At 61.9% G+C, this 22,794-nt stretch carries 25 protein-coding genes; all 25 read right to left on the bottom strand.

Translation table 11 applies throughout. The features are described from left to right. Positions 1-65: 65 nt before the first annotated feature. The 25 genes from BW975_RS14200 to BW975_RS14080 all read right to left on the bottom strand — a co-directional run bounded on the left by BW975_RS14200 (position 66) and on the right by BW975_RS14080 (position 22,548). Complete coding sequence (locus BW975_RS14200; protein WP_076534983.1) at positions 66-1,733, bottom strand: ribonuclease J; 1,668 nt, start codon at positions 1,731-1,733, stop codon at positions 66-68. A gap of 6 nt (positions 1,734-1,739) precedes the next feature. Next, positions 1,740-2,510, bottom strand: a complete 771-nt coding sequence (locus tag BW975_RS14195; protein WP_076534982.1) for a type III pantothenate kinase — start codon at positions 2,508-2,510, stop codon at positions 1,740-1,742. Beyond that, complete coding sequence (locus tag BW975_RS14190; RefSeq protein ID WP_076534981.1) at positions 2,510-3,268, bottom strand: biotin--[acetyl-CoA-carboxylase] ligase; 759 nt, start codon at positions 3,266-3,268, stop codon at positions 2,510-2,512. The genes BW975_RS14195 and BW975_RS14190 overlap by 1 nt, the downstream gene beginning before the upstream one ends. Positions 3,269-3,377: 109 nt before the next feature. After that, positions 3,378-4,823, bottom strand: a complete 1,446-nt coding sequence (nuoN, locus tag BW975_RS14185) for an NADH-quinone oxidoreductase subunit NuoN (RefSeq protein ID WP_170846590.1) — start codon at positions 4,821-4,823, stop codon at positions 3,378-3,380. Positions 4,824-4,832: 9 nt separating this feature from the next. Continuing rightward, positions 4,833-6,383 (bottom strand): NADH-quinone oxidoreductase subunit M, encoded by a 1,551-nt coding sequence (locus BW975_RS14180; protein ID WP_092746245.1) that lies wholly within the window; start codon positions 6,381-6,383, stop codon positions 4,833-4,835. Further along, entirely contained in the window at positions 6,383-8,455 is a 2,073-nt protein-coding gene (gene nuoL, locus BW975_RS14175) for an NADH-quinone oxidoreductase subunit L (RefSeq protein ID WP_076534979.1), read from the bottom strand. The genes BW975_RS14180 and nuoL overlap by 1 nt, the downstream gene beginning before the upstream one ends. A gap of 4 nt (positions 8,456-8,459) precedes the next feature. Then, entirely contained in the window at positions 8,460-8,765 is a 306-nt protein-coding gene (gene nuoK, locus BW975_RS14170) for an NADH-quinone oxidoreductase subunit NuoK (protein WP_076534978.1), read from the bottom strand. 197 nt (positions 8,766-8,962) lie between these two features. Next, positions 8,963-9,571, bottom strand: coding sequence for an NADH-quinone oxidoreductase subunit J (locus BW975_RS14165; protein ID WP_076534977.1), 609 nt, complete (start codon positions 9,569-9,571; stop codon positions 8,963-8,965). Then, positions 9,568-9,981 (bottom strand): carboxymuconolactone decarboxylase family protein, encoded by a 414-nt coding sequence (locus BW975_RS14160; protein ID WP_076534976.1) that lies wholly within the window; start codon positions 9,979-9,981, stop codon positions 9,568-9,570. The genes BW975_RS14165 and BW975_RS14160 overlap by 4 nt, the downstream gene beginning before the upstream one ends. Next, on the bottom strand, positions 9,978-10,472 hold the full coding sequence (nuoI, locus tag BW975_RS14155) for an NADH-quinone oxidoreductase subunit NuoI (protein WP_076534975.1): 495 nt from the start codon (positions 10,470-10,472) through the stop codon (positions 9,978-9,980). Before nuoI ends, BW975_RS14160 begins: the two co-directional genes overlap by 4 nt. Before the next feature lie 4 nt (positions 10,473-10,476). Continuing rightward, positions 10,477-11,265, bottom strand: coding sequence for a methyltransferase domain-containing protein (locus tag BW975_RS14150; protein WP_076534974.1), 789 nt, complete (start codon positions 11,263-11,265; stop codon positions 10,477-10,479). A 6-nt stretch (positions 11,266-11,271) separates the two neighbouring features. Next, positions 11,272-12,309, bottom strand: coding sequence for an NADH-quinone oxidoreductase subunit NuoH (gene nuoH, locus BW975_RS14145; protein WP_076534973.1), 1,038 nt, complete (start codon positions 12,307-12,309; stop codon positions 11,272-11,274). 7 nt (positions 12,310-12,316) lie between these two features. Further along, positions 12,317-12,685 carry a hypothetical protein gene (locus BW975_RS14140; protein WP_076535253.1) on the bottom strand — a complete coding sequence of 123 codons (369 nt, stop codon included), beginning with the start codon at positions 12,683-12,685 and terminating at the stop codon, positions 12,317-12,319. A 32-nt stretch (positions 12,686-12,717) separates the two neighbouring features. Continuing rightward, positions 12,718-13,107: a hypothetical protein gene (locus tag BW975_RS14135; protein ID WP_083687124.1), complete on the bottom strand. Its 390-nt coding sequence runs from the start codon at positions 13,105-13,107 to the stop codon at positions 12,718-12,720. Between the two features lie 3 nt (positions 13,108-13,110). After that, positions 13,111-15,123 carry an NADH-quinone oxidoreductase subunit NuoG gene (nuoG, locus tag BW975_RS14130; protein WP_076535251.1) on the bottom strand — a complete coding sequence of 671 codons (2,013 nt, stop codon included), beginning with the start codon at positions 15,121-15,123 and terminating at the stop codon, positions 13,111-13,113. 5 nt (positions 15,124-15,128) lie between these two features. After that, the gene (locus BW975_RS14125) at positions 15,129-15,530 is read right to left on the bottom strand and encodes a DUF5333 domain-containing protein (RefSeq protein ID WP_076535250.1); all 402 of its coding nucleotides are present in this window, start codon (positions 15,528-15,530) and stop codon (positions 15,129-15,131) included. Positions 15,531-15,654: 124 nt separating this feature from the next. Further along, entirely contained in the window at positions 15,655-15,990 is a 336-nt protein-coding gene (locus BW975_RS14120) for a hypothetical protein (protein WP_076534972.1), read from the bottom strand. A gap of 29 nt (positions 15,991-16,019) precedes the next feature. Continuing rightward, a complete protein-coding gene (nuoF, locus tag BW975_RS14115) occupies positions 16,020-17,327 on the bottom strand; it encodes an NADH-quinone oxidoreductase subunit NuoF (protein ID WP_076534971.1) in 1,308 nt (435 codons plus the stop codon). A 7-nt stretch (positions 17,328-17,334) separates the two neighbouring features. After that, positions 17,335-17,556: a DUF5337 domain-containing protein gene (locus BW975_RS14110; RefSeq protein WP_076534970.1), complete on the bottom strand. Its 222-nt coding sequence runs from the start codon at positions 17,554-17,556 to the stop codon at positions 17,335-17,337. Between the two features lie 12 nt (positions 17,557-17,568). Next, a complete protein-coding gene (locus BW975_RS18410; RefSeq protein WP_175610729.1) occupies positions 17,569-18,366 on the bottom strand; it encodes an endonuclease in 798 nt (265 codons plus the stop codon). Between the two features lie 39 nt (positions 18,367-18,405). Beyond that, positions 18,406-19,695 (bottom strand): NADH-quinone oxidoreductase subunit E, encoded by a 1,290-nt coding sequence (locus BW975_RS14100; RefSeq protein WP_076534968.1) that lies wholly within the window; start codon positions 19,693-19,695, stop codon positions 18,406-18,408. Between the two features lie 71 nt (positions 19,696-19,766). After that, positions 19,767-21,008 (bottom strand): NADH-quinone oxidoreductase subunit D, encoded by a 1,242-nt coding sequence (locus BW975_RS14095; RefSeq protein ID WP_076534967.1) that lies wholly within the window; start codon positions 21,006-21,008, stop codon positions 19,767-19,769. Next, on the bottom strand, positions 21,008-21,628 hold the full coding sequence (locus tag BW975_RS14090) for an NADH-quinone oxidoreductase subunit C (RefSeq protein WP_076534966.1): 621 nt from the start codon (positions 21,626-21,628) through the stop codon (positions 21,008-21,010). The genes BW975_RS14095 and BW975_RS14090 overlap by 1 nt, the downstream gene beginning before the upstream one ends. Before the next feature lie 30 nt (positions 21,629-21,658). Then, positions 21,659-22,192 (bottom strand): NuoB/complex I 20 kDa subunit family protein, encoded by a 534-nt coding sequence (locus BW975_RS14085; RefSeq protein WP_076534965.1) that lies wholly within the window; start codon positions 22,190-22,192, stop codon positions 21,659-21,661. Next, the gene (locus BW975_RS14080; protein ID WP_076534964.1) at positions 22,183-22,548 is read right to left on the bottom strand and encodes an NADH-quinone oxidoreductase subunit A; all 366 of its coding nucleotides are present in this window, start codon (positions 22,546-22,548) and stop codon (positions 22,183-22,185) included. The genes BW975_RS14085 and BW975_RS14080 overlap by 10 nt, the downstream gene beginning before the upstream one ends. Between the last annotated feature and the right edge of the window lie 246 nt (positions 22,549-22,794).

Genomic DNA, 22,794 nt, shown 5'->3' with positions numbered 1-22,794 from the left:
GGCCCCGATCACTTGGTGATCGGGGCCTTTTTTGTAGTCTGCACGGCCCACAGGCGCCGCGACCATCAGCTCAGGCGGCTGACGATCACGGTGACCTCGGGTTTCTTGCCGATCTCGTTATTGGCCGACTGGCGCGTGATGCGGCGCAGCTCATCGTCCAATTTGTCCTCATCGGCCAGCACCTTCTTGCCCGCGCGATTGATGAACTGAGACAGGTCCTCCTCCAGCACGTCGATCAGCGGCGCGTTCGAGGTGCCTGTCTCGGCAAGGCCCTTGATCTCGCACCAGGGATCGCCAAGGCTCTCGTTGTCCTCGTCAAGGATAACGTTGACCGTGACGTGCCCATTCATCGCCATGCGGATCCGGTCGCGCACCACGCCGTCCAGCGCACCCACGCGCACCGTGCCATCCAGATAGGTGCGGCCCGTCTCGATATACTCGGCCACATTGGGTTTCTTGGCGGTCAGGTCAATCATCATGCCGTTCACCGCCAAAACACCGCGAATACCCTTGCCTTCGCAGATCTTGACGTGCTCGCGCAGGTGGCGATGCTCGCCATGCATGGGCACCACGATCTGCGGCTTGATCAGCGTGTGCATCGTCTCGATATCTGGCCGGTTGGCGTGGCCCGAGACGTGATAGCGTCCGGCATCGTCATCGACCACATCGACTCCGATCTCGGAAAACTGGTTCATGATGCGAATGACGCCGCGCTCGTTGCCGGGGATCGTTTTGGACGAGAAGAGGAACAGGTCCCCCTCCTTCAGCTTGATCCCCTGATACTTGCCATTGGCCAGCTGCGCACTGGCCGCGCGCCGCTCGCCCTGGCTTCCGGTGACGATCAGCATGACATTGTCGCGCGGCAGGTTTTTGGCATCCTCGGGGCTGACCACGGTCGGAAAATGGTCCAGAACGCCTGTCTCGATGGATGCCTCGACCATCCGGCGCATCGCGCGGCCCATCAGGCAGATGCTGCGCCCTGCCCGCTCGCCCGCCTCGGCCAACGTGAGAACGCGTGCCACGTTACTGGCAAAGGTAGTCGCGGCGACCATACCCTTGGCGCCGGCCACCAGCTTTTCGATCTCGGGGCCGACGGTCGACTCGGACCGGCCTTCGTGCTGCGAAAAGACGTTGGTCGAGTCGCACATCAGCGCAAGAACGCCGTCCTTGCCGATATCCTCGAACATCGCGTGGTCAAACGGCTCGCCAACGCCGGGATTGGTGTCGATCTTGAAATCGCCGGTATGCACGATGCGCCCCTTGGGCGTGTCGATCACCAGGGCCGAGCTTTCGGGGATCGAATGCGAGATGGGCGCAAAACCTAAGGTAAAAGGCCCGCTCTTGACCGTCTGCGGCCAAGGCTCGACAACCTTCACTGCCTTTTCGGGATGTCCATGCTCGCCCATCTTGCGCCGCGCGATATTGGCAGTGAAGGCGCGTGCATAAACAGGCGCGCCAAGTTGCGCGTAGTAATGCGCGATCGCGCCCACGTGGTCCTCGTGCGCGTGGGTGACGTAGATCGCCTCCAGATCGTTCTTGCGCTTCTCCAGCCAGGAAATGTCCGGAAGGATCAGGTCCACCCCCGGCGAGCCGTCCATATCTGGGAAGGTCACGCCCAGATCAACGAGGATCAGCTTTTCCTTGCCGGGTTTGCCGTAACCATAGACGTAGGCATTCATACCGATTTCGCCTGCCCCACCGAGGGGCAGATAGATTACACGTTCATTGCTCATGAGGCGTCAGCCTTTCTTGTTGTAGTCGTGGATCACGGTCAGTCCGTGCATTGTCAGATCATCTTCGATTTCATCAAACAGATCGGCGCCTTGGGCAAAGAGCGGCGCGAGGCCACCCGTTCCGATCACTTTCATCGGGCGCGCGTATTCCGCGCGAATTTTATCACAGAGGCCTTGGACAAGGCCGATATAGCCCCAGTAGACCCCGGACTGCATGCAGTCGACCGTATTCGTGCCGATCACACGCGGCGGCGTGGTCACATCCACGTGGGGCAACGCGGCGGCGGCCATATGCAGCGCCTCGAGGCTCAGGTTGACCCCCGGCGCGATTACGCCGCCCACATAGGCGCCATCCTCGGCCACCACGTCGCAGGTGGTGGCGGTGCCGAAATCCACCACGATCAGATCCCCGCCGTGGCGCGCATAAGCGCCGGCGGTGTTGACCAAACGATCAGGCCCGATAAGCGTTCCCGCATCGACACGCGGCGCTACCGGCAGCGCGCAATCAGGCTTGCCCACGACCATGGGCCGGCAGCCAAAAAACCGGTCGGCAAAGACGCGCAGGTTGAAGACGACACGCGGCACGGTGGATGAGATGATCACGTCAGTGATATCCACCTCGATCCCGTAATGCTTCACCAAAGTCGAATACCAGGTGAAATAGGCATCCGCCGTGCGCGCGTGATGGGTCGAAGTTCGCAGGGTCACAAGGAAGGTCTCACCATCCCAGATGGAAAAGACCGTATTGGTATTGCCGCAATCAATGGCCAGCAGCATCAAAGCGCCTCCCTGTCGAAAAACACATCCGCGGCCGGGATCACGTGGCGCCCGCCCGGCGTGGCCAGCACCAGCTGGCCCGCCTCGTCCACCGTCTCGAAAATGCCGCGCGTCTCGCCCTGCATGGTCCGCGCCGTCACCTCCTGGCCCAGCCGCGCCGCGCGCGCCATCCAGGCGGCACGGATCGGCTCGAACCCCTCGGTGGCGAACGTTGCCTCGCGCCGCGCATAAGCCGCCGCCAGATGGGCCAGCAGCGCCTCGGACGCAATCACGACGCCCGTCTCACCGCGCAGCGAAACCGGTGCCACAGCACCCTCGCCCCGCAACGGCGCCTCGACCAGATTCACGCCGATGCCAATCACCAAATGGTCCATCCGCGCACCATGGCTCGTTCCCTCCAGCAGAATTCCTGCCAGCTTGCCGCCGGCCAGCAGCACGTCATTGGGCCATTTCAGTGCCAGATCCGCCGCCGGTGCGACCGCACTCAGCGCATCATGCAGCGCCAGCGCCGCCACAAAGGAGCGCAGCGCCACCTCGCCCGGCGCACCCTCGGGCCGCAGCACCAGCGACGCCGCAAAATTTCCAACGGGATCGCTCCAGGCCCGGCCGCGGCGCCCGCGCCCCGCCACCTGCCGCGCGGCATGGATCCAGGTCGGCCCCGCCAGATCGGCGGCACGGCGCAGCCCCTCGGCATTGGTGCTATCCACCTCGTCCAGTATGAGGCGCGCATACCCTATCGGCCAATCCGGATCTTTCATTGTTCTCAAAATACTCCCGCGCGGAGCGCATGCAGCCCTCAAGGCTGCCATAAACGAAAGCGACGCGCCCCATGGCGCGTCACCGTTTTTAATGCTTGGCGAGCCAGGCTCAGTTAACCAGCGTCGCCGCCGCCGCCTGCGCCGCGCCTTCGATACCAAAGAGGTTGATCCCCGGCAGCCAGGCCAAACCGATGATCGCCGCCGACACCATGAGGAACCCCCAGAGCACGGGCGATCCCGGCGGGTCCAGCGCCTCACCCTCTTCGCCGAAATACATGTAGAAGACGATGCGCAGATAATAGAACGCCCCGATCACCGAGCCGACCACACCCAGCACAGCCAGCCAGACAAGTCCGCCCTCGTAGGCCGCGCGCAGCACGTAGAATTTGCCGAAGAAGCCCACCAGCGGCGGCACGCCCGCAAGGCTGAAGAGCAGGACCAGCATTGCCAGCGCCCGGCCCGGATGCGCCTTGGAATAAAGGTTGAGGCTGCGGATATCGGTCGTCGGAAGGCCGTCCTTCTGCATCGACAAGACAAAGGCAAAGGTACCGATATTCATCGTGACGTAGATCGCCATGTAGATCAGCATCGCCTGCACGCCAAACGCCGTACCCGAGGCAAGGCCCATCAGCGCAAAGCCCATATGAGCAATCGACGAATAGGCCATCAGGCGTTTGATATCGGTTTGCCCGATCGCGGCAAAACTACCCCAGAAGATCGACAATACGCTCATCACTGCGACGATCTGCTGCCAGTCAGGCACAATGCCGCCAAATGCATCAAACACGACCCGCGCGAAGAGAGCCATGGCCGCCACTTTGGGCGCTGTCGCAAAGAACGCGGTAATCGGCGTCGGCGAGCCTTCGTAAACGTCGGGCGTCCACATATGGAACGGCACGGCGCTGACCTTGAAGGCAAGGCCCGACATGACAAAGACGAGGCCCAGCAGCAAGCCCAGAGGCGCACGTCCCTCGGCGGCATCGATGATTCCGGCAAAGCCCGTCGTACCAGCATAGCCATAGACCAGCGACGCACCATAGAGCAGCAGACCCGAGCTGAGCGCGCCCAGCACGAAATACTTGAGGCCCGCCTCGGTCGACTTGGCGCTGTCGCGGCGCAGCGAGGCCACGACATACAGCGCCAGCGACTGCAATTCGAGGCCCATATACAGCGACATGAGATCGCCGGCGCTGACCATCACCATCATGCCGACAGTGCCAAGCGCGATGAGAATGGGATATTCGAACCGCAGCATGCCACGGCGCGCCATGTAGTCTTGTCCCATCACCATGACGGCGGCGGCACTAATCAGGATCATGATCTTGGCAAAGCGCGAAAAGCCATCATCGATGAACATGCCCGAAAATGCTACGCGCGCACCCGAACCGGTGGTCCCGATCCAGAAGGCCATGGCGACAAAAAGCGCCGCGGTCAGCCAGATCAACAGGCCCGCCGCGCGGTCCTTGATCGTGTAGACCGCGCCCAAAAGGGCCAGCATCGCGTAAACGGCGATGACGATCTCGGGCAGAATAACGTTCAGATCAGCCTGGATCATCTGGGCCTCCTATTGCGCGGCTTCGGCGGTCTGGACGGCGGCACTGCCACCCTCCGCCAGCGCGGTGTCATATTGCGAGATTAGCGCCTCGGTCGAGGGGCCGATGATGTCCGTCACAAGGCTGGGATAGACACCCAGGAGCAGTGTCATGGCAACCAACGGCGCAAAGATCGCCCGCTCGCGGCCCGTCATGTCCTTGATCGACTTGAGGCTCTCCTTGATCAGATCACCCAGCACGACCCGGCGATAAAGCCAGAGCGCGTAGGAGGCCGACAGGATCACGCCCGAAGTCGCCACCAGCGCCACCCAGGTGTTGACCTGGAAAATGCCGACGAGTGTCAGGAATTCACCCACGAAGCCCGAGGTGCCCGGCAGACCGACATTCGCCATGGTGAAGAAGAGGAAGATCAGCGCATAGGCCGGCATCCGGTTCACAAGACCGCCATAGGCATCGATCTCGCGCGTGTGCATCCGGTCATAGATCACGCCGACGCAGAGGAAGAGCGCGCCCGAGATGAAGCCGTGGCTGAGCATCTGGAAGATCGCGCCATCGACGCCCTGCTGGTTCGCCGCAAAGATGCCCATGGTGACATAGCCCATGTGGGCGACCGACGAGTAGGCGATCAGCTTTTTCATGTCCGCCTGCGCCAGCGCCACGAGCGACGTGTAAACGATCGCGATGGCCGACAGCCACAGTACCAGCGGCGTCATCACTTCGGACCCGATGGGGAACATCGGCAGGCTGAAGCGCAAGAAGCCGTAGCCGCCCATCTTGAGCAGGATCGCGGCCAGCACGACCGACCCCGCGGTCGGCGCCTGCACGTGCGCGTCTGGCAGCCAGGTATGGACCGGCCACATCGGCATCTTGACCGCGAAGCTGGCGAAGAAGGCGATGAAGAGCAGCGTCTGCATGCCGCCAACGATGGTGATCCCCAAGACGCTGAATGTTTCGCTGTCAAACCCGTGGCGCATCAGATCCGTGATATCGGTAGTGCGCGCATCCGAGAACATGGCGACCATCGCAACCAGCATCAGGACAGAGCCGAGGAATGTATAGAGGAAGAACTTGAACGAGGCGTAGATCCGCTCCTTGCCGCCCCAGATGCCGATGATCAGGAACATCGGGATCAGGCCAGCCTCGAAGAAGAGATAGAAGAGCACCATGTCGAGCGCCATGAACACGCCCAACATCAGCGTCTCGAGGATCAGGAACGCGATCATGTATTCCTTGACGCGCGTCTTGATGCCCCAGGACGCCGCGATGGTCAGCGGCATCATGAAGGTGGTCAACATGACGAAGAGAACCGAGATCCCGTCGACGCCCATCTTGTATTGCAGACCCAGCAGCCATTCACGCTCTTCTACGAACTGAAAGCCGGTATTGCTGGGATCGAAATCGAAAAGGATGAAGAGCGAAACGACAAAGGTCACGACCGTCGCGGCCAGTGCCACCCATTTGGCATTGCGCTGTGCCGCCTCATCCTCGCCGCGCAGGAAAATGGCCAGAATGGCCGCCGCGATCAGAGGGATGAACGTGGTGATCGACAGAACGTTTTCCATCAGTTTGCCCCTCCAGTGAACGTCATCCATGTGACAAGGATCGCGATCCCGATCACCATGGCGAAGGCATATGTAAAGATATAGCCAGACTGCGCTCGGCCGGCGAGGCGGGTAAAGAAGGGCACTATGCCCATCGCAAGCCCATTGATCCCGCCGTCGATCACACCGCCATCGCCGCGCTTCCAAAGGAAGCCGCCGAGTTTCTTGGCGGGCCGCACGAACAGCACGTCATAGATCTCGTCGAAATACCACTTGTTCAGCAGGAAGTTATAGAGCGGACGCTGTGCGGCCACCCAAGTGGCGGGCGTGCCAGGGCTCCAGATATAGAACCACAGAGCGATCAGAAGACCCGCCAGCATCGCGACGAAAGGCGACAGCTTGACCCAGGTGGGCACGTAATGCGCCTCATGCAGCACGGTGTTTTCAGGGCGGATATAGATCGCCGCCTCGCCCGGCGCGCTCTCCATCACATAATGCAGCTCGGAGGCTTTGGGGCTGCGCTCGGCCACGGCCTCGACCAGCTCCTGCGCCGGCTCGCCATAGCTGCCGCCAAAGAATTTGACGACCTCGTTCGTCTTGCCGAAGAAGCTGCCATACCAGATGGCGCCCGCCAGCACCGAACCAACGGCCAGAACACCCAAGGGCACCAGCATGACCATCGGCGACTCGTGCGCGTTTTGGTGCGTATGCTTGTCCCCGCGCGCCGTGCCGAAGAAGGTGAGGAACATCAGGCGCCAGCTATAGAAGCTGGTCATCAGCGCGGCGGCCACCAGCATCCAGAAGGCATAGCCGCCTTGGCTCGCGGCAAACGCGCTTTCGATGACGGCATCCTTGGACGCGAAGCCGGCAAAGCCGATCCAGCCGGTCAGCGGAATCCCGACGCCGGTAATGGCCAGCGTGCCGATCATCATCGCCCAGAAGGTGTAGGGCAGTTTCTTGCGCAGGCCGCCATAGTTCCGCATGTCCTGCTCATGGTGCATGCCGTGAATGACCGAGCCTGCACCAAGAAACAGCATCGCCTTGAAGAAGGCATGCGTCAGCAGGTGGAACATGGCGACCGAATAGGCGCCGACACCCGCCGCAACGAACATGTAGCCAAGCTGGGACATGGTCGAATAGGCGATGACGCGCTTGATATCGTTTTGCACCAGTCCGATCGTGGCGGCGACGAACGCGGTCGTTGCGCCGAGGAACGTCACGAACAGCATCGCTTCGGGCGCGAATTCCATGATGGGCGACATGCGGCAGACCAGGAACACACCGGCGGTCACCATTGTCGCCGCGTGGATCAGCGCCGACACCGGCGTCGGGCCTTCCATGGCGTCAGGCAGCCATGTGTGCAGACCCAGCTGCGCCGATTTGCCCATCGCGCCGACAAAGAGCAGGAAAGCGATCAGATTGGCCGCGTTCCAATCAGTCCAAAGAAAGCGGACCGTGGTTTCCGCAAGTTGCGGACCGGCGGCGAATACATCGGCGAAATTGATCGACTCCGTCAGGAAGAAGATCATCAGGATGCCCAGCAAGAAGCCGAAATCACCGACGCGGTTGACCACGAACGCCTTGATCGCGGCGGCATTTGCCGAAGGCTTGCGATAATAGAACCCGATTAGCAGATAGGACGCGAGGCCCACGCCTTCCCAGCCAAAGAACATCTGCAAGAGGTTGTCGGCCGTCACCAGCATCAGCATCGCAAATGTGAAGAGCGACAGATAGGCGAAGAAGCGGGGGCGATACGTCTCGCCCTCCTTGAAGTTGTGATCGTGGGCCATGTAGCCCATGGAATAAAGGTGAACCAGCGCCGACACGGTGGTGATGACGATCAGCATGATCGCGGTCAGGCGATCCAGACGGATCGACCAGCTGGTGTCGAGCAGGCCCGATTGCACCCAATCCATGATGTGGATCTGCTGCATCTCGCCGTCATGGCCCAAGAATACCACCCAGGACAGAAGGCAGGCGAGGAACAGCAGCAAGGTCGACACCCACTGCGCGCCCTTGTCGCCGATGATGCGCCAGCCGAAGCCAGAGATGATCGCGCCCACGAGCGGGGCGAATAGGATGATCTTTTCCATTGGCTCAGCCCTTCATCACGTTGACGTCTTCGACCGCGATCGTGCCGCGGTTGCGGAAGAAGCAGACGAGGATCGCAAGGCCGATGGCGGCCTCGGCGGCGGCGACGGTCAGGACCAGCAGGGTAAACACCTGCCCCGCCAGATCGCCCGAAAAGCTGGAGAAGGCGACCAGATTGATGTTCACGGCCAGCAGCATCAGCTCGATCGACATGAGCAGGATGATGACGTTCTTGCGGTTCAGGAAGAGCCCGAAGATGCCGATGACGAACAGCGTCGCCGCTACCGTCAGGTAATGTTCAATTCCGATCATGTCTGTCCCTCAGTCTTTCCTGTCGCGCGCCTCTGGTCGGGCGCCTTGGCGGCTGACTAGCCGATCAGAGAATATCCGCCAAAGATGATGATCAACACGACCACAAGCACGACGATTGTATTTCTGGACATGCGTTTCATCCCTTGGTTCAAAAGGCGCACCAATGCGCCGTGTTCAGCGAGTGACGGGGCGGGCGCCTATAGACCCTGCCCCGGCTTGACGTCCTTCAGCTCCATCGCTTTCTTTGGGTCGCGCCACATCTGGTGCAGCACGTTCTGCCGCTTGATGTCCACGCGGTGGCGCAGCGTCAGAACGATCGCGCCGATCATGGCGACCAGCAGGATCAGACCCGCCAGCTGGAACAGTAGGAAATACTTGTCATAGAGCAGCAAACCCAGCGCGGCGGTGTTCTGCGTATCCGCAGGGGTCGGCGCCACAGCGGCAGCCTCGGCCCCGGCGGACGTCTCCCACGCGCCGAAGGCGATGCCGAATTGCATCAGGAGGATCACACCGATCAGCAATGCGAGGGGCATGTACTTTGCCATCTCGGCTTTTAGTTCGGCAAAATCCACGTCCAGCATCATGACGACAAAAAGGAACAGGACCGCGACCGCGCCGACATAGACGATCACCAGCAGCATCGCGACGAATTCGGCGCCCAAAAGAACGAAAAGGCCCGCGGCGCTGATGAAGCTGAGGATCAGCCACAGCACCGAATGGACCGGGTTTCGGCTGACAACGGTAAAGAGGCCACCGACCAAAGCCGATATCGCAAAGAGATAGAACGCAAGGGCCATCGCGGTCATGTGTCTTTTCCTTCCTCTTTGTCCCCGTCCATCACCTCGCGCGCCAGTGCAATCGCGCGGGTGGTGGCAGGGACGCCGGCGAACATCCCCATCTGGGCGATCGTCTCGGCAATTTCAGCATCCGTCGCCCCCGCCTCGCGGGCGTGGCGCACGGTCAGACGCACGGCACTGTCGGCCTGTGCGCCCTGCATGGTCAGCCCTGCCAGCGTCAGCAGCAGGCGCGTCTTGGCATCAAGCCCGTCCGGGTTCAAGCCCTTGCCGAAGGTCATCTCCATCAGATCCTTGGGCATCGTCTGCCACATCGCCTCGAATGACTTGGGCGAGAACGCGTCCATCGCCGGGCCCATGGTCTTGGCCATGTCCTGCATCTGGCGCATCATCTGCTCGAACGGGTTGGATGCATCGCTCATCGGTAGGGCGCATCCAGCTCGAGGTTGCGGGCGATCTCGGCTTCCCAGCGGTCCCCGTTCTCCAGAAGCTTGTCCTTGTCGTAGAACAGCTCTTCGCGGGTCTCGGTCGAGAATTCAAAGTTGGGCCCTTCGACGATGGCATCGACGGGGCAAGCCTCCTGGCAGAAGCCGCAATAGATGCATTTCGTCATGTCGATGTCGTAGCGCGTGGTGCGGCGACTTCCGTCATCGCGCGGCTCGGCGTCGATGGTGATGGCCTGCGCGGGGCAGATCGCCTCGCACAGCTTGCAGGCGATGCAGCGCTCTTCGCCGTTGGGATACCGGCGCAGGGCATGCTCGCCGCGAAAGCGCGGGCTGAGATAGCCCTTTTCGTGCGGGTAATTCAGCGTCGCTTTGGGCGCAAAGAAATACTTGAGGCCAAGGCGCAAGCCCTTCCACACATCGCTCAGCAGAAAGTAACCGGCTGCGCGTCCATAATCGATATTCGCCATTGCGTCAGCTCCTCGCAATCGGGGTTGCCTGAGTCTCACTGTCCAGCCGCGTCTTACCGGCATTTGCGGCGCCGTTCCAGCGGGTCTCGTAATCGCTTTGCAGCGCGAAATCCGGCAGGTGCGACTGCGCCGTCTTCTCAATCTCGTAATAAAGGTATGTGCGTCCCGGACCAATCTGGTTCTTCAGCCGCAGGCGCACGCCCGTCTCGGCGGGGTCGCCGAATTCCACATGCCCGAAGGCGCCACCCGGCTCCACCGGAATGGCCCGGCAATCCAGCACATTGCAATTGCAGGCGCGCTTCCAGAAGGTCCAGACCAGCTCGGGGTTGAACTGGTACATGCCGTGGCCATACCAGCCATTCAGCCCATTGGCCGAGATCAGCCGCCCGCCGGGCTTCAGCATCCGAAAAAGCCCCTCCAGGGCGTTCGGCACATTGAACACATGCTCGACCGTGCCGCCATCAAAGATCAGATCAAACTGGTTTTCGAGGTTTTTCTCGGGCTTCTGGTTGAGGTCGTGCAGAATGCCCGCCCCCTCGTAATCCGAGAAATCCATGGTCTCCATCGCACCGAAGCCCAACTTCTCCATCAAGGTTTCGGCAAAGCCGTCCTCTTGGGTGAAGTCGAAACGGCGCGCGTCGATGCCATGATCGGCCAAAGTCTTCTCGTAAAGGTGACGGTGCTTGGTCTGAATGGGGAAGTTCTGACGTCCCAGCATCACGGTCCGGCCTTCGGGCCGGAACCTTGTGCTCAGCTCGACCAGACGGTCGAAAAGGACGTAATCAATCCCCATCTCGGATCAGGCCCCCATCGCAAAGCGGGCCCAGAAAGCGCCCAGCACTTCGAACTTGGCGAGGAAGGCGATGATGACGACCCAAGCCAGCGACATGGGCAGGAACACCTTCCAGCCGATACGCATCAACTGATCGTAGCGGTAGCGCGGCGTGATCGCCTTGACCATCGCGAAGAGGAAGAAGAAGAACGCCATCTTGCCCACCATCCACAGCACGCCATCGGGCAGGCCGGGGATCGGCGACAGCCAGCCGCCGAAGAATAGCAGCGTCGTCAGTGCGCACATCAGGAAGATGGCAATATACTCGCCCGCCATGAAGAGCAGGAAGGGCGTCGCGGAATACTCCACCTGGTAACCGGCCACCAATTCGGATTCGGCCTCGGGCAGGTCGAAGGGCGGGCGGTTCGTTTCGGCCAGGGCCGAGATGAAGAAGAGGAAGACCATCGGCAGATGCGGCAACCAGTACCAGCCGAAGAAGCCATAGGCCGTGTCCTGCGCCGCGACGATATCGCCGAAATTGAGGCTGCCGGTCGAAATGATGATGCCGACGATGATCAGACCCAGGCTAACCTCGTAGGAGATCATCTGCGCCGCAGAGCGCAGCGAGCCGAGGAACGGGTATTTCGAGTTGGACGCCCAGCCGCCCATGATGACGCCGTAGACCTCAAGCGAAGAGACGGCGAAGACGTAGAGGATGGCGACGTTGATGTCGGAAAGCACCCAGCCCTCGTTCATGGGAATCACGGCCCAGGCGATGACGGCAAGAACAAAACTGACGATCGGCGCCATGATGAACACGGTCTTGTCCGCGCCGGCGGGCACCACCACTTCCTTGAGCACGTATTTCAGCGCGTCGGCCACCGATTGCAGCAGGCCAAAGACGCCCACGACGTTCGGACCCCGGCGCATCTGCACGGCGGCCCAGATCTTGCGGTCGCCATAGACGAGGAACAAAAGGCTGACCATCACAAAGCCCAGCATTGCAAGACACTGCGCAAAGATCAGCAGGACGGTCCCCAGCGGGGTGGTAAAGAATTCAGCCATCAGGTCCTCATACCATCGGTATTCCGTTTTCCGCACAGTCGGCGGCCACGACTTCGGCGTCGATTGTTTTCAGCCCGCGCGGCAAGGCGGGCGAGATCGTATAAACCGCATCGGCGCGCCAGATGCCACCCTCATCCGCGATATTCGTGCGCACATGGCGCGCAAAACCGTATCCGCGGATCAGCGCGTATTGCGCGGCGGCGCATTCCGCGTAGCGTGCCACATCGGCGCTACCGCGCGCGCCGGTCATCGCAACATGGAAGTTCACCAGATCGCCGTCCAGAAGGTCAGTCTTGACCCCGCGATACTCGGGCGCGAAAGGCACGCCTGCCCCACCGGCAAGCGCACAAGCCCCCAGAAAGGCAGCGGCGGCCATTGCAGCCGCCGCCCTCGCATGCCGCATGCGCATCAGGCGCATCCCGAAACCGGCGGGCGCATGCCCATGACGATCCAGTCGTTACCGCGCTGATCGGCGTAAAGCGTATAGTGGCATTCTTTGGAATAGGGCACGTAATCCGTCCCGAGCGTCGTTATTCCGCCGCCCCAATGACCCGTGCCGATGCCAATCCCGACACCGATCCGGGGGCGCGGCGCAGGGCGGTAGCCCTGCTTGGTGATCTCCCATTGATAGGCGCGCCGCCCGTCCGACAGATTGAAAATCTCGGACGGGCTGCCGCGATCCAGAATCACCTCGTTCACGTTTCGCCCGACATATTCCTGCATCTCATTGGGCGCGGCGCACCCCAGCAGGACCAGCGCGGCCAGGGCCGTCGCTGCGATATGGCGCCCGGCGCGCATGGCTTATTCCGCCGCCAGCTTGGGCGCGCGCCGCGCTTTGGCGTTGGCGCTCAGCTCGGCCATGAGCTGGCTCGCGCGGGCGACCGGGTTGGTCAGGTAGTGATCCTTGATCGCGCTGCGGAAGGTCGCCTTGCCCATCGCCTTTGCCTCCAAAGGCTGCCAATCGTTCTCGGCCACCTGATCGATCTGCGCCAGATGCGGGACCTCGGCGACCAGCGCCTGGCGGAGTTGCGGCAGGCTGTCATACGGCAGCGTCGCATCCAGCTCGCCCGAGAGCGCGCGCAGGATCGCCCAGTTTTCCTTGGCATCGCCGGGCGCGAAATTGGCGCGCAGCGCCAGCTGCGGGCGCCCTTCGGTGTTGACGAAAAGGCCCTGCTCTTCGGTATAGGCGGCGCCGGGCAGGATTAGGTCGGCGCGGTGCGCGCCCCGATCCCCGTGGCTGCCCTGATAGATCACGAATGGCCCGTCCTTGATCTCGGTTTCGTCCGAACCGAGGTTGTAGATCACCTCGGCCCCCTCAAGCGCGGCCTCGAGCCCGCCGTCGGTGGTGCAGCCCGCATCCATCGCGCCGACGCGGCCTGCGGCGGTGTGCAGCACCATCAGCTTGCCGCCGGTCTTTTCGACCAGCTGCATCGCATGGGCCAGAACCGCCTCGCCATCGGCCTCCTGCAAGGCACCCTGCCCTACGATCACGATAGATTTGCCGTCGCTCTTCTCGGCGTTCGTCACCATCTTTTCAAGCGCGGCGCGATCCTCGCCCGCGTGATCGTACTCATAGGTCAGCTCGCAAGCTTCGCCGATCAGGCTCACCGTGCCTCCGCGCAGCCACCCCTTGCGGATGCGCGCGTTCAGAACCGGCGCCTCGATGGCGGGGTTCGAGCCGATGATTGTGACGCTGCCCGCATCATCCAGATCCTCGATCCGCGCCGTGCCGACATAGGCCGAGCGATTGCCCGCGGGCAGCTTTGCCCCATCCGTGCGGCACTCGACATGGCCTCCCTGCCCCTCGATCAGCTGTTTCAGCGCAAAGGCCGCCTCGACCGGGACCAGATCACCGACGAGGCCGGCCACCTTCTTGCCCTTCATGGCGGTCGCCGCGGCGCTCAGCGCCTCGGGCCAGCTTGCGGGGCGCAACTTGCCGTTTTCGCGGATATAGGGCGTGTCCAGACGCTGGCGGCGCAAGCCATCCCAGACGAAACGCGTCTTGTCGGAAATCCATTCCTCGTTCACGCCGTCATGGTTGCGCGGCAGCATGCGCATGACTTCACGGCCCTTGGTATCGACGCGGATATTGCTGCCCAGAGCGTCCATGACGTCGATCGTCTCGGTCTTGGTCAGCTCCCAGGGGCGGGCGGTAAAGGCATAGGGCTTGGAGACCAGCGCGCCGACGGGGCACAGATCGATGATGTTGCCCTGCATGTTGCTGTCCAGCGTCTCGCCCAGATAGGACGTGATCTCGGCATCTTCGCCGCGGCCGGTCTGGCCCATCTGGGAAATACCCGCGACTTCGGTGGTAAAGCGCACGCAGCGGGTGCAGGAAATGCAGCGCGTCATATGCGTCTCGACCAAGGGACCAAGGTCCAGATCCTCGGTTGCGCGCTTGGGCTCGCGGAAGCGGCTGAAGTCGACGCCATACGCCATCGCCTGATCCTGCAGGTCGCACTCGCCGCCCTGGTCGCAGATCGGGCAATCGAGCGGGTGGTTGATCAGCAGGAACTCCATCACCCCTTCACGGGCCTTCTTGACCATGGGCGAGTTGGTGCGCACCATCGGCGGCTCACCGTCCTTGCCGGGGCGCAGATCGCGCACCTGCATGGCGCAGCTTGCCGCGGGCTTCGGCGGACCGCCGACAACCTCCACAAGGCACATGCGGCAGTTGCCGGCGATCGACAGACGCTCGTGATAGCAAAAACGCGGGATTTCCACGCCTGCCTGCTCACAAGCCTGAATAAGGGTCATCGCCCCATCCACCTCGATCTCGGTTCCGTCGATGTTCACTTTGCGAAGGTTCGTCATGGTGTTCACTTTGCTTTCAGGAATGAGCCGATGCGGCTGCGGTTCTTGATTTCGTCCTGGCCGAGGCGGCAGAGGCTGGCGGCGTCCAGATTGCTCGCCCCCTTGGATTTGAAGTAGGCGTTGCGCCGCTCGCGCATCTTGGCCTGCTCGGCGTCGTCATTCACATAGGCGTCGATTTCCGCCTCGGTATAGCCCCGCTCGGAGGCCATCCCCTTGAGTTGGTTCACGTAGCTGCGCGCCGCCCAGAACTTGCCAGACAAATCGCCACACTCGCGGCGGATCTTGTCGGCGGCGGCAACGGCCAGAAGCCCGGCGTTGATGTCCCGCTCGTCAGCCAGCCCGGCTTGGGCCGAGCTTGCACCGGCGGAAACGGCGAGGGCGAGAATAGTCGTGGTCACAATGCGCATGGTCATGCTCCCTTCATGCGGTGAGGCGCACGCACAATTGCGCGCTCCAATCCGCATGACATGGAGATCCCGGCCGCCGTTATGCAATAACATGCGCAAAACGCCGCCGAAACCCAGAGCAATGCTACCATATCACGCAGCTCCCGCGCAAAATCAGCCTGCCATTATCCATCACGGCCGCATTCGCATCGGGATCATAGCCCGTCTGCCAATTTACCGTGCTGTCACCGAAGGTTTCGACGCAATAGCGCGTCGCCTCAAAGCGGCCCGCCTCACGCGCGCCCTCGATGCCCTGCCCCGGATCACGCACCGTGATCACGAAATCCTCTCGCCGATCGCCGACCTTTTTCAGATCCGCGGGGTAGTAGTTGCCGTTGAAGCGCATGCGCTCGCCCGGCTTGCCGCAAGCGGACAGAGCGAGGGCGGCGCAGAGCGCGAGGATCACGGGTTTGGCGGTCATCGTTGATCTCCCAATCCGGCAAGCGCCGCTCATTCGGCCGCCACGGGCGCGTTCGCCGGGCGCGATGTCGTCCCGCGCTTGTGCTTGATGCGGTCTTCGATCTCGTCCCGGAAGTTACGGATAAGACCCTGAATGGGCCACGCCGCCGCATCCCCCAGCGCGCAGATCGTGTGCCCCTCGACCTGCTTGGTCACATCCAGCAACATGTCGATCTCTTCAGGCTCCGCATCGCCGGTCACCAGGCGATCCATCACGCGCATCATCCAGCCGGTCCCCTCGCGGCAAGGCGTGCACTGGCCGCAGCTTTCGTGCTTGTAGAACTTGCTGAGGCGCCAGATCGCCTTGATGATATCGGTCGACTGATCCATCACGATCACCGCAGCGGTCCCGAGGCCACTGCGCTGCTCGCGCAGATAGTCAAAATCCATGATCGCCTCGCGCATATGCTCGCCGCGAATGCAGGGCACGGACGAGCCGCCGGGGATGACCGCCTTGAGATTGTCCCAGCCGCCGCGAATGCCCCCGCAATGCTTTTCGATCAGCTCTTCGAAGGTGATGCTCATCGCCTCTTCGACGACGCAAGGGTTGTTCACATGACCCGAGATCGCAAACAGCTTGGTGCCCGCATTGTTGGGGCGGCCAAAGCCTGCGAACCACTCCGGCCCGCGCCGCAGGATCGTCGGAACGACCGCGATGGATTCCACGTTATTGACCGTCGTCGGGCAGCCGTAAAGGCCCGCTCCTGCCGGGAAGGGCGGCTTCATGCGCGGCATGCCCTTCTTGCCCTCAAGCGATTCCAGCAATGCGGTCTCTTCGCCGCAGATATAGGCGCCGGCGCCGTGGACAAGGTAGATGTCGAAGTCGAAACCCGATTTGCAGGCATTCCGGCCAACGAGCCCGGCATCATACGCCTCGTCGATCGCTGCCTGAAGGGCCTCTTTCTCGCGGATATATTCGCCGCGAATGTAGATGTAGCACGCATGCGCCTGCATTGCGTAGCTGGCAATCAGGCAGCCCTCGATCAGGGTATGCGGATCATGGCGCATGATCTCGCGGTCCTTGCAGGTACCCGGCTCGGACTCGTCGGCGTTGACCACCAGATAGCTGGGGCGGCCATCGCTTTCCTTGGGCATGAACGACCATTTGAGGCCCGTGGGAAAGCCCGCCCCGCCGCGTCCGCGCAGCCCGCTGGCCTTCATCTGCTCGACGATCCAGTCGCGGCCATTCTGCAGGATCTTGGCCGTGCCATCCCAATGGCCACGTGCCTGCGCGCCTTTAAGCGTGCGGTCGTGCATCCCGTAAAGGTTGGTAAAGATACGGTCCTGGTCTTTCAGCATTGCGCCGTTACCCCTGATTGTCCTGACGCGCGCGCCAGATATTGTAGATCATCCAGACGGCCCAGAGGAATCCCCCGAGGGCCATCAGATCGAAAAGCGCCAGCTCTCGCTGGGTCAGTCCGAATTTAGTCCCGATCATGGTCGCGGCCACCCACAGGACAGCCGTGACCGCAATCACGATCGCGGCGCGGCGCCCTGCGCGGGCCTGATCGCGGCCGCTATCACTCATACCGGAACCATATCAGTGAAGGTCGCCCTTGGAGGCGCGACTTGAAAACTCGGTAGTCCCGCCGCTGGCCAACGTCTTGGCTTGGCCTTTCCAGTCGTCACGGGTCGCGCGGCCTTTGAACCCCTGCAGGTTCTGATCGACCCAGGCGATTTCCTCGTCGCTCCAGTTTGCGATCTGATCGTAGTGGTAAAAGCCCATGCCGTGCAGCATGATTTCCAGCTTGGGCCCGACACCCTTGATCATCTTGAGATCGTCGGCCTTGCCGCCGCGCGGCGCACTCAGCGTCTCGGGTTTCTTGCCTTCACTCGACTCCGCCGCAGTCTTGGCACCCATGGTCGTGGTCTCGCCCATGGGTTTGGCTTTGGGTGCGCTCTTGGCTGCAGAGCCCGTGTCCGCACCCTGGACCCCATCCGCATCCGGCGCGGTTTTGGGCTTGCGCGCCTCGGACGTTATCGGATGGGCTTGCGGCGCGGCGTCCTTCTCGCGCTCGTCCTCAAAGTAAGGCGGGGTCGCTGCAGCCGCCGAGGCCGCCAGCGCGTGATCGCCGCCCGGAGCGGGCGCAGGCGGATCGCCCGCGACAAGGCTGCCTTCGGGTGTGGCCGAGGCAAGAGGGCGCGGGATCGGCTTGGTGCAGACCAGTTGCGGCAGAACGAATCCGAAGATCAGGAAGGCCACGACCCCGAAAAGGAGCGCCCAAAGAAGCGACCAGTCAGCCCCCACAAGCAGCGCAATGGCGAGCAGCAAGCCAACGGCGACTGAGATATACCAGCAGGTGCTGGCGCATTTCTTGGCGGAATCGTCAGTTGTCATGGTCATGTCCCCCTTGAGGTCCGGCGCGCACGGCTAGAATCAGTCGTAAACGTCGCCTTTTTTGACACGCTTGGCAAAGTCGGTCGTCCCGCCCGATGCCAGCGTCTTTGCTTGTCCTGTCCAATCGTCGCGCGATGCGCGCCCTTTGAAGCCTTCCAGTTTCTCGTCGACCCAAGCCCGTTCTTCCGGCGTCCATGCCGCGATCTGATCAAAGTGGAAAAAGCCGAGGCTATGCAGCAGTTTTTCCAGCTTTGGCCCGACGCCTTTGATCAGCTTGAGGTTGTCGGGCTTGCCGCCGCGGGCCTTGTCCAGAACCTCGGGTTTCTTGCCGGTCTCGGCCTGCGTATCAGCGGGCTTGGCGTCGCCCGGCGCACCAGCGGTATCACCCTTGACCTGCGGCGCCTTGGACGACGCGTCAGAGGTCTTGGCTGTAGGCGCATTCTCGGGGCCCGGCTCACCCTTTGGTGCCTTTGCGACAGTGCCCTCGTCCGGCTTCGCCTTGGATTTGGCGGCATCGCCTTTGGCCGCCTTGTCCGCGTCAATGCGGCCGGTTTCCTTGACGATGTCCAGCGGTGCATCCAACACCTTCACGTTGGGCTTGGCGGGCTGATGCGATGCGCCCTTGTCGCGCCATGGCGCCAGCAGTGGCACCTCGGTGCCATCGATACGCTTGATCGTCTCGCCCAGATCCGTCGCAAGTTGTACCGAGGCGTTATACTGCTTGTGGCCGCTGTCGAACTCCTTGAGGCTCGTCAGACCCGACGCCGGCTCGGATGCGAACCGTCCCGTTTGCGGGCCGGGCGTCGGAACCTTGCCAGCAGCCAGCTCATCGATGATTTCGCCCAGACGCCTGGCGCTGAGGTCTTCGTAGTAATCCTTGCCAATCTGAGCCATCGGCGCGTTCGCGCAGGCCCCAAGGCATTCCACCTCTTCCCAGCTGAACTTGCCATCGGCGCTCAGCGTATGGGGCTTGTCCGCGATCTTTTCGCGGCACACGGCCACCAGATCCTCGGCGCCGCAGATCATGCAGGATGTGGTACCGCAAACCTGAATATTTGCAACACTTCCAACGGGATGCAGCTGGAACATGAAGTAGAACGACGCCACCTCGACCGCCCGCATATAGGCCATGCCCAGCATATCGGCCACGCCCTCGATGGCGGGCCGGGTCAACCAGCCCTCCTGCTCCTGTGCGCGCCACAGAAGAGGGATGATCGCGCTGGCCTGGCGGCCCTCGGGATACTTGGTGATCTGCGCTTCGGCCCATGCCTGATTGGCAGGCGTAAAGGCAAAACTCTCGGGCTGTTCGTGGTGGAGGCGGCGTAGCATCTAGGCGCTCTCTTTCGTGCGTATCTTGTCAGTGACCGGCGCAAAAGCGCAGGCGGTATAAGCGGTGGCGATCAACGGTCGATCTCGCCGAACACGACGTCCATCGTGCCGATGATCGCGGCCACATCGGCCAATTGGTGACCGCTGGCCAGATAGTCCATCGCCTGCAAATGCAGGTATCCAGGCGCGCGCAGCTTGGCGCGGTAGGGCTTGTTGGTGCCGTCGCTCACCATATAGACGCCGAACTCGCCCTTGGGCGCCTCGACGGCGGCATAAACCTCGCCCTCGGGAACATGGAAACCCTCGGTATAAAGTTTGAAGTGATGGATCAGAGCCTCCATCGACGTCTTCATGTCGCTGCGCTTGGGCGGGGTGATCTTGCCCCGCGCCAGAATATCGCCGCGGCCCTCGGGGGCACGCAGTTTCTCGATGGCCTGCAGGATGATGCTGGTCGATTGGCGCATCTCCTCCATGCGGACGAGATAGCGATCATAGCAGTCGCCGTTCTTGCCGACCGGGATCTGAAAGTCGAATTCGTCATAGCATTCATAGGGTTGCGCCCGGCGCAGATCCCACGCCATGCCGCTGCCGCGCACCATGACACCCGAAAACCCCCAATCCAGCGCGTCCTGTTCGGACACGACGCCGATATCAGCGTTGCGCTGTTTGAAAATGCGGTTTTCAGTCAGAAGGCCGTCGATATCGTCCATGACCTTCGGGAATTCCTTGGCCCAGGCCTCGATATCGTCGAGCAGATCGCCAGGCAGATCCTGATGCACGCCGCCGGGCCGGAAATAGGCCGCGTGCAGGCGCGCGCCGCAGGCCCGCTCGTAGAAGATCATCAGTTTTTCGCGCTCTTCAAAGCCCCAGAGAGGCGGGGTCAGCGCACCGACGTCCATCGCCTGAGTTGTGACGTTCAGCAGATGGCTGAGGATGCGGCCGATCTCGGAATAGAGCACGCGGATGAGGCTGGCACGGCGCGGCACTTCGATATTGCACAGGCGCTCGATGGCGAGGCACCAAGCATGCTCCTGGTTCATCGGCGCCACGTAATCGAGGCGATCGAGATAGGGCAGGTTCTGCAGGTAGGTCCGGCTTTCCATCAGCTTTTCGGTGCCACGATGCAGCAGCCCGATATGCGGATCACACCGTTCGACAATCTCGCCGTCCAGCTCGAGCACGAGGCGAAGAACGCCATGCGCAGCAGGGTGTTGCGGGCCGAAGTTGATGTTGAAGTTGCGGATCTGCTGCTCACCCGATTCAAAATCGCGCGATCCGTCATCATACGTGTTGGTGCGGATATCGCCGTCCATCACTTCGCCCCCTCTTTCTTCTCTTCGGTCTTCTCATCGCCGGGCAGGACGTATTCGGCCCCCTCCCATGGCGACATGAAGTCGAACTGGCGGTATTCCTGAACGAGGCTTACCGGCTCATAGACAACGCGCTTCTTGTTCTCGTCATAGCGCACCTCGGTATAGCCCGTGGTCGGGAAATCCTTGCGCAGCGGATGGCCGCGAAAGCCATAATCGGTGAGGATGCGGCGCAGGTCCGGATGGCCGGAAAAGAGGATGCCGAACATGTCGAACACTTCACGCTCGAACCAGTTGGCCGAAGGATGAATGTCGGTGATCGACGGGACCATATCCTCCATCCGTGCCGCTACGCGCAGGCGGATGCGCTGGTTCTGGTACATGCTGAGGAAATGATAGACCACGTCGAACCGCTTGGCCCGCTCGGGGTAATCCACGGCGGTGATGTCCACCAATGACGAAAAACGGCAGGTGCTGTCGGTCTTCAGAAAATCGACCAAGCCCTTGATATTGCTCAGCGCGACATCAACGGTCAGCTCTCCGTGCGCAACGGACCATCCCAGCACGCAATCCTTGCGCTTCGTCTCGATGTGGTTGCCCAGTTCCTTGAGCGCTTCGGTCATGTCATTCCCCTTGAGCGTCACACGCCCGCCTCAGCGGACGATCGTTCCGGTGCGGCGGATCTTGCGTTGCAGTTGCAAAATTCCGTAGAGCAGCGCCTCTGCAGTCGGCGGGCAGCCCGGCACGTAGATGTCGACGGGCACGATGCGGTCGCAGCCGCGCACCACCGAATAGCTGTAGTGATAATAGCCGCCGCCATTCGCACAGCTGCCCATGGAGATCACGTAACGTGGCTCGGGCATCTGGTCATAGACCTTGCGCAGGGCCGGGGCCATCTTGTTGGTCAGCGTGCCGGCCACGATCATCACGTCCGACTGGCGCGGGCTGGCGCGCGGTGCAATGCCGAACCGCTCGGCGTCGTAGCGGGGCATCGAGGTGTGCATCATCTCGACCGCACAGCAGGCAAGTCCGAACGTCATCCAGTGAAGCGAGCCGGTGCGCGCCCAGTTGATGATGTCCTCGGACGCGGTCAGCAAATAGCCTTTGTCCTGCAATTCACGGTTCAGGTCCTGCGTGGCAACCTCGCGGTCCGCGCCGGCATGGTTGGCTCCGGTGGCTACTCCCATTCGAGGGCTCCCTTCTTCCATTCATAGGCGAAACCGATGGTCAACACGCCAAGGAACACCATCATCGACCAGAAGGCCGTCATGGAGATGTCCTGAAACGCCACAGCCCAGGGAAACAGCATCGCAATTTCCAGATCGAAGATAATGAAAAGGATCGCCACGAGGTAGAACCGCACGTCGAATTTCATCCGGGCATCGTCAAACGCGTTGAACCCGCACTCATAAGCACTGACCTTTTCAGGTTCGGGATTGCGCCCCGCCAGGATGAGCGAGGCCAGGATCAGAATGACCCCGAGGCCAATGGCGATGGCCAGAAAGATCAAAATGGGAAGGTATTCCCTCAACATCTCTTCCAAGAGCGGCTCCTTTCAGCGGGCCCGCGCGTTGCGCAGGCGCCCAAGTGGCGTGTCAGGCTTTGGCCCGGTTTACTCCTGCCCCCGATGGGGGTCAACGGGTCGCAGCCATATTAGGGCGCATCGCCGCACCCCACTGATACATCAAGCGCGGCGGCAGGCTTATAGCACTCGGCCAATATGCTTACACCTATCGCTCGAAAGGATATTTCAAGTGATGATCACATGCCAGAGCGCTCGGCGATCTCA

Source organism: Roseovarius nanhaiticus (assembly GCF_900156535.1).
GTDB classification, from domain to species: domain Bacteria; phylum Pseudomonadota; class Alphaproteobacteria; order Rhodobacterales; family Rhodobacteraceae; genus Roseovarius; species Roseovarius nanhaiticus.
The sequence above is the reverse complement of the archived record's forward strand: the minus strand, read 5'-3'. Positions and strand labels throughout refer to the sequence as shown.

What these genes read in the sequence shown, in the direction of transcription:
- BW975_RS14200 (WP_076534983.1), bottom strand. Translation starts at nt 1,733, where the DNA reads ATGAGCAATGAACGTGTAATCTATCTGCCCCTCGGTGGGGCAGGCGAA.
- BW975_RS14195 (WP_076534982.1), bottom strand. Translation starts at nt 2,510, where the DNA reads ATGCTGCTGGCCATTGATTGCGGCAATACCAATACGGTCTTTTCCATC.
- BW975_RS14190 (WP_076534981.1), bottom strand. Translation starts at nt 3,268, where the DNA reads ATGAAAGATCCGGATTGGCCGATAGGGTATGCGCGCCTCATACTGGAC.
- nuoN (WP_170846590.1), bottom strand. Translation starts at nt 4,823, where the DNA reads ATGATCCAGGCTGATCTGAACGTTATTCTGCCCGAGATCGTCATCGCC.
- BW975_RS14180 (WP_092746245.1), bottom strand. Translation starts at nt 6,383, where the DNA reads ATGGAAAACGTTCTGTCGATCACCACGTTCATCCCTCTGATCGCGGCG.
- nuoL (WP_076534979.1), bottom strand. Translation starts at nt 8,455, where the DNA reads ATGGAAAAGATCATCCTATTCGCCCCGCTCGTGGGCGCGATCATCTCT.
- nuoK (WP_076534978.1), bottom strand. Translation starts at nt 8,765, where the DNA reads ATGATCGGAATTGAACATTACCTGACGGTAGCGGCGACGCTGTTCGTC.
- BW975_RS14165 (WP_076534977.1), bottom strand. Translation starts at nt 9,571, where the DNA reads ATGACCGCGATGGCCCTTGCGTTCTATCTCTTTGCGATATCGGCTTTG.
- BW975_RS14160 (WP_076534976.1), bottom strand. Translation starts at nt 9,981, where the DNA reads ATGAGCGATGCATCCAACCCGTTCGAGCAGATGATGCGCCAGATGCAG.
- nuoI (WP_076534975.1), bottom strand. Translation starts at nt 10,472, where the DNA reads ATGGCGAATATCGATTATGGACGCGCAGCCGGTTACTTTCTGCTGAGC.
- BW975_RS14150 (WP_076534974.1), bottom strand. Translation starts at nt 11,265, where the DNA reads ATGGGGATTGATTACGTCCTTTTCGACCGTCTGGTCGAGCTGAGCACA.
- nuoH (WP_076534973.1), bottom strand. Translation starts at nt 12,309, where the DNA reads ATGGCTGAATTCTTTACCACCCCGCTGGGGACCGTCCTGCTGATCTTT.
- BW975_RS14140 (WP_076535253.1), bottom strand. Translation starts at nt 12,685, where the DNA reads ATGGCCGCCGCTGCCTTTCTGGGGGCTTGTGCGCTTGCCGGTGGGGCA.
- BW975_RS14135 (WP_083687124.1), bottom strand. Translation starts at nt 13,107, where the DNA reads ATGCGCGCCGGGCGCCATATCGCAGCGACGGCCCTGGCCGCGCTGGTC.
- nuoG (WP_076535251.1), bottom strand. Translation starts at nt 15,123, where the DNA reads ATGACGAACCTTCGCAAAGTGAACATCGACGGAACCGAGATCGAGGTG.
- BW975_RS14125 (WP_076535250.1), bottom strand. Translation starts at nt 15,530, where the DNA reads ATGCGCATTGTGACCACGACTATTCTCGCCCTCGCCGTTTCCGCCGGT.
- BW975_RS14120 (WP_076534972.1), bottom strand. Translation starts at nt 15,990, where the DNA reads ATGACCGCCAAACCCGTGATCCTCGCGCTCTGCGCCGCCCTCGCTCTG.
- nuoF (WP_076534971.1), bottom strand. Translation starts at nt 17,327, where the DNA reads ATGCTGAAAGACCAGGACCGTATCTTTACCAACCTTTACGGGATGCAC.
- BW975_RS14110 (WP_076534970.1), bottom strand. Translation starts at nt 17,556, where the DNA reads ATGAGTGATAGCGGCCGCGATCAGGCCCGCGCAGGGCGCCGCGCCGCG.
- BW975_RS18410 (WP_175610729.1), bottom strand. Translation starts at nt 18,366, where the DNA reads ATGACAACTGACGATTCCGCCAAGAAATGCGCCAGCACCTGCTGGTAT.
- BW975_RS14100 (WP_076534968.1), bottom strand. Translation starts at nt 19,695, where the DNA reads ATGCTACGCCGCCTCCACCACGAACAGCCCGAGAGTTTTGCCTTTACG.
- BW975_RS14095 (WP_076534967.1), bottom strand. Translation starts at nt 21,008, where the DNA reads ATGGACGGCGATATCCGCACCAACACGTATGATGACGGATCGCGCGAT.
- BW975_RS14090 (WP_076534966.1), bottom strand. Translation starts at nt 21,628, where the DNA reads ATGACCGAAGCGCTCAAGGAACTGGGCAACCACATCGAGACGAAGCGC.
- BW975_RS14085 (WP_076534965.1), bottom strand. Translation starts at nt 22,192, where the DNA reads ATGGGAGTAGCCACCGGAGCCAACCATGCCGGCGCGGACCGCGAGGTT.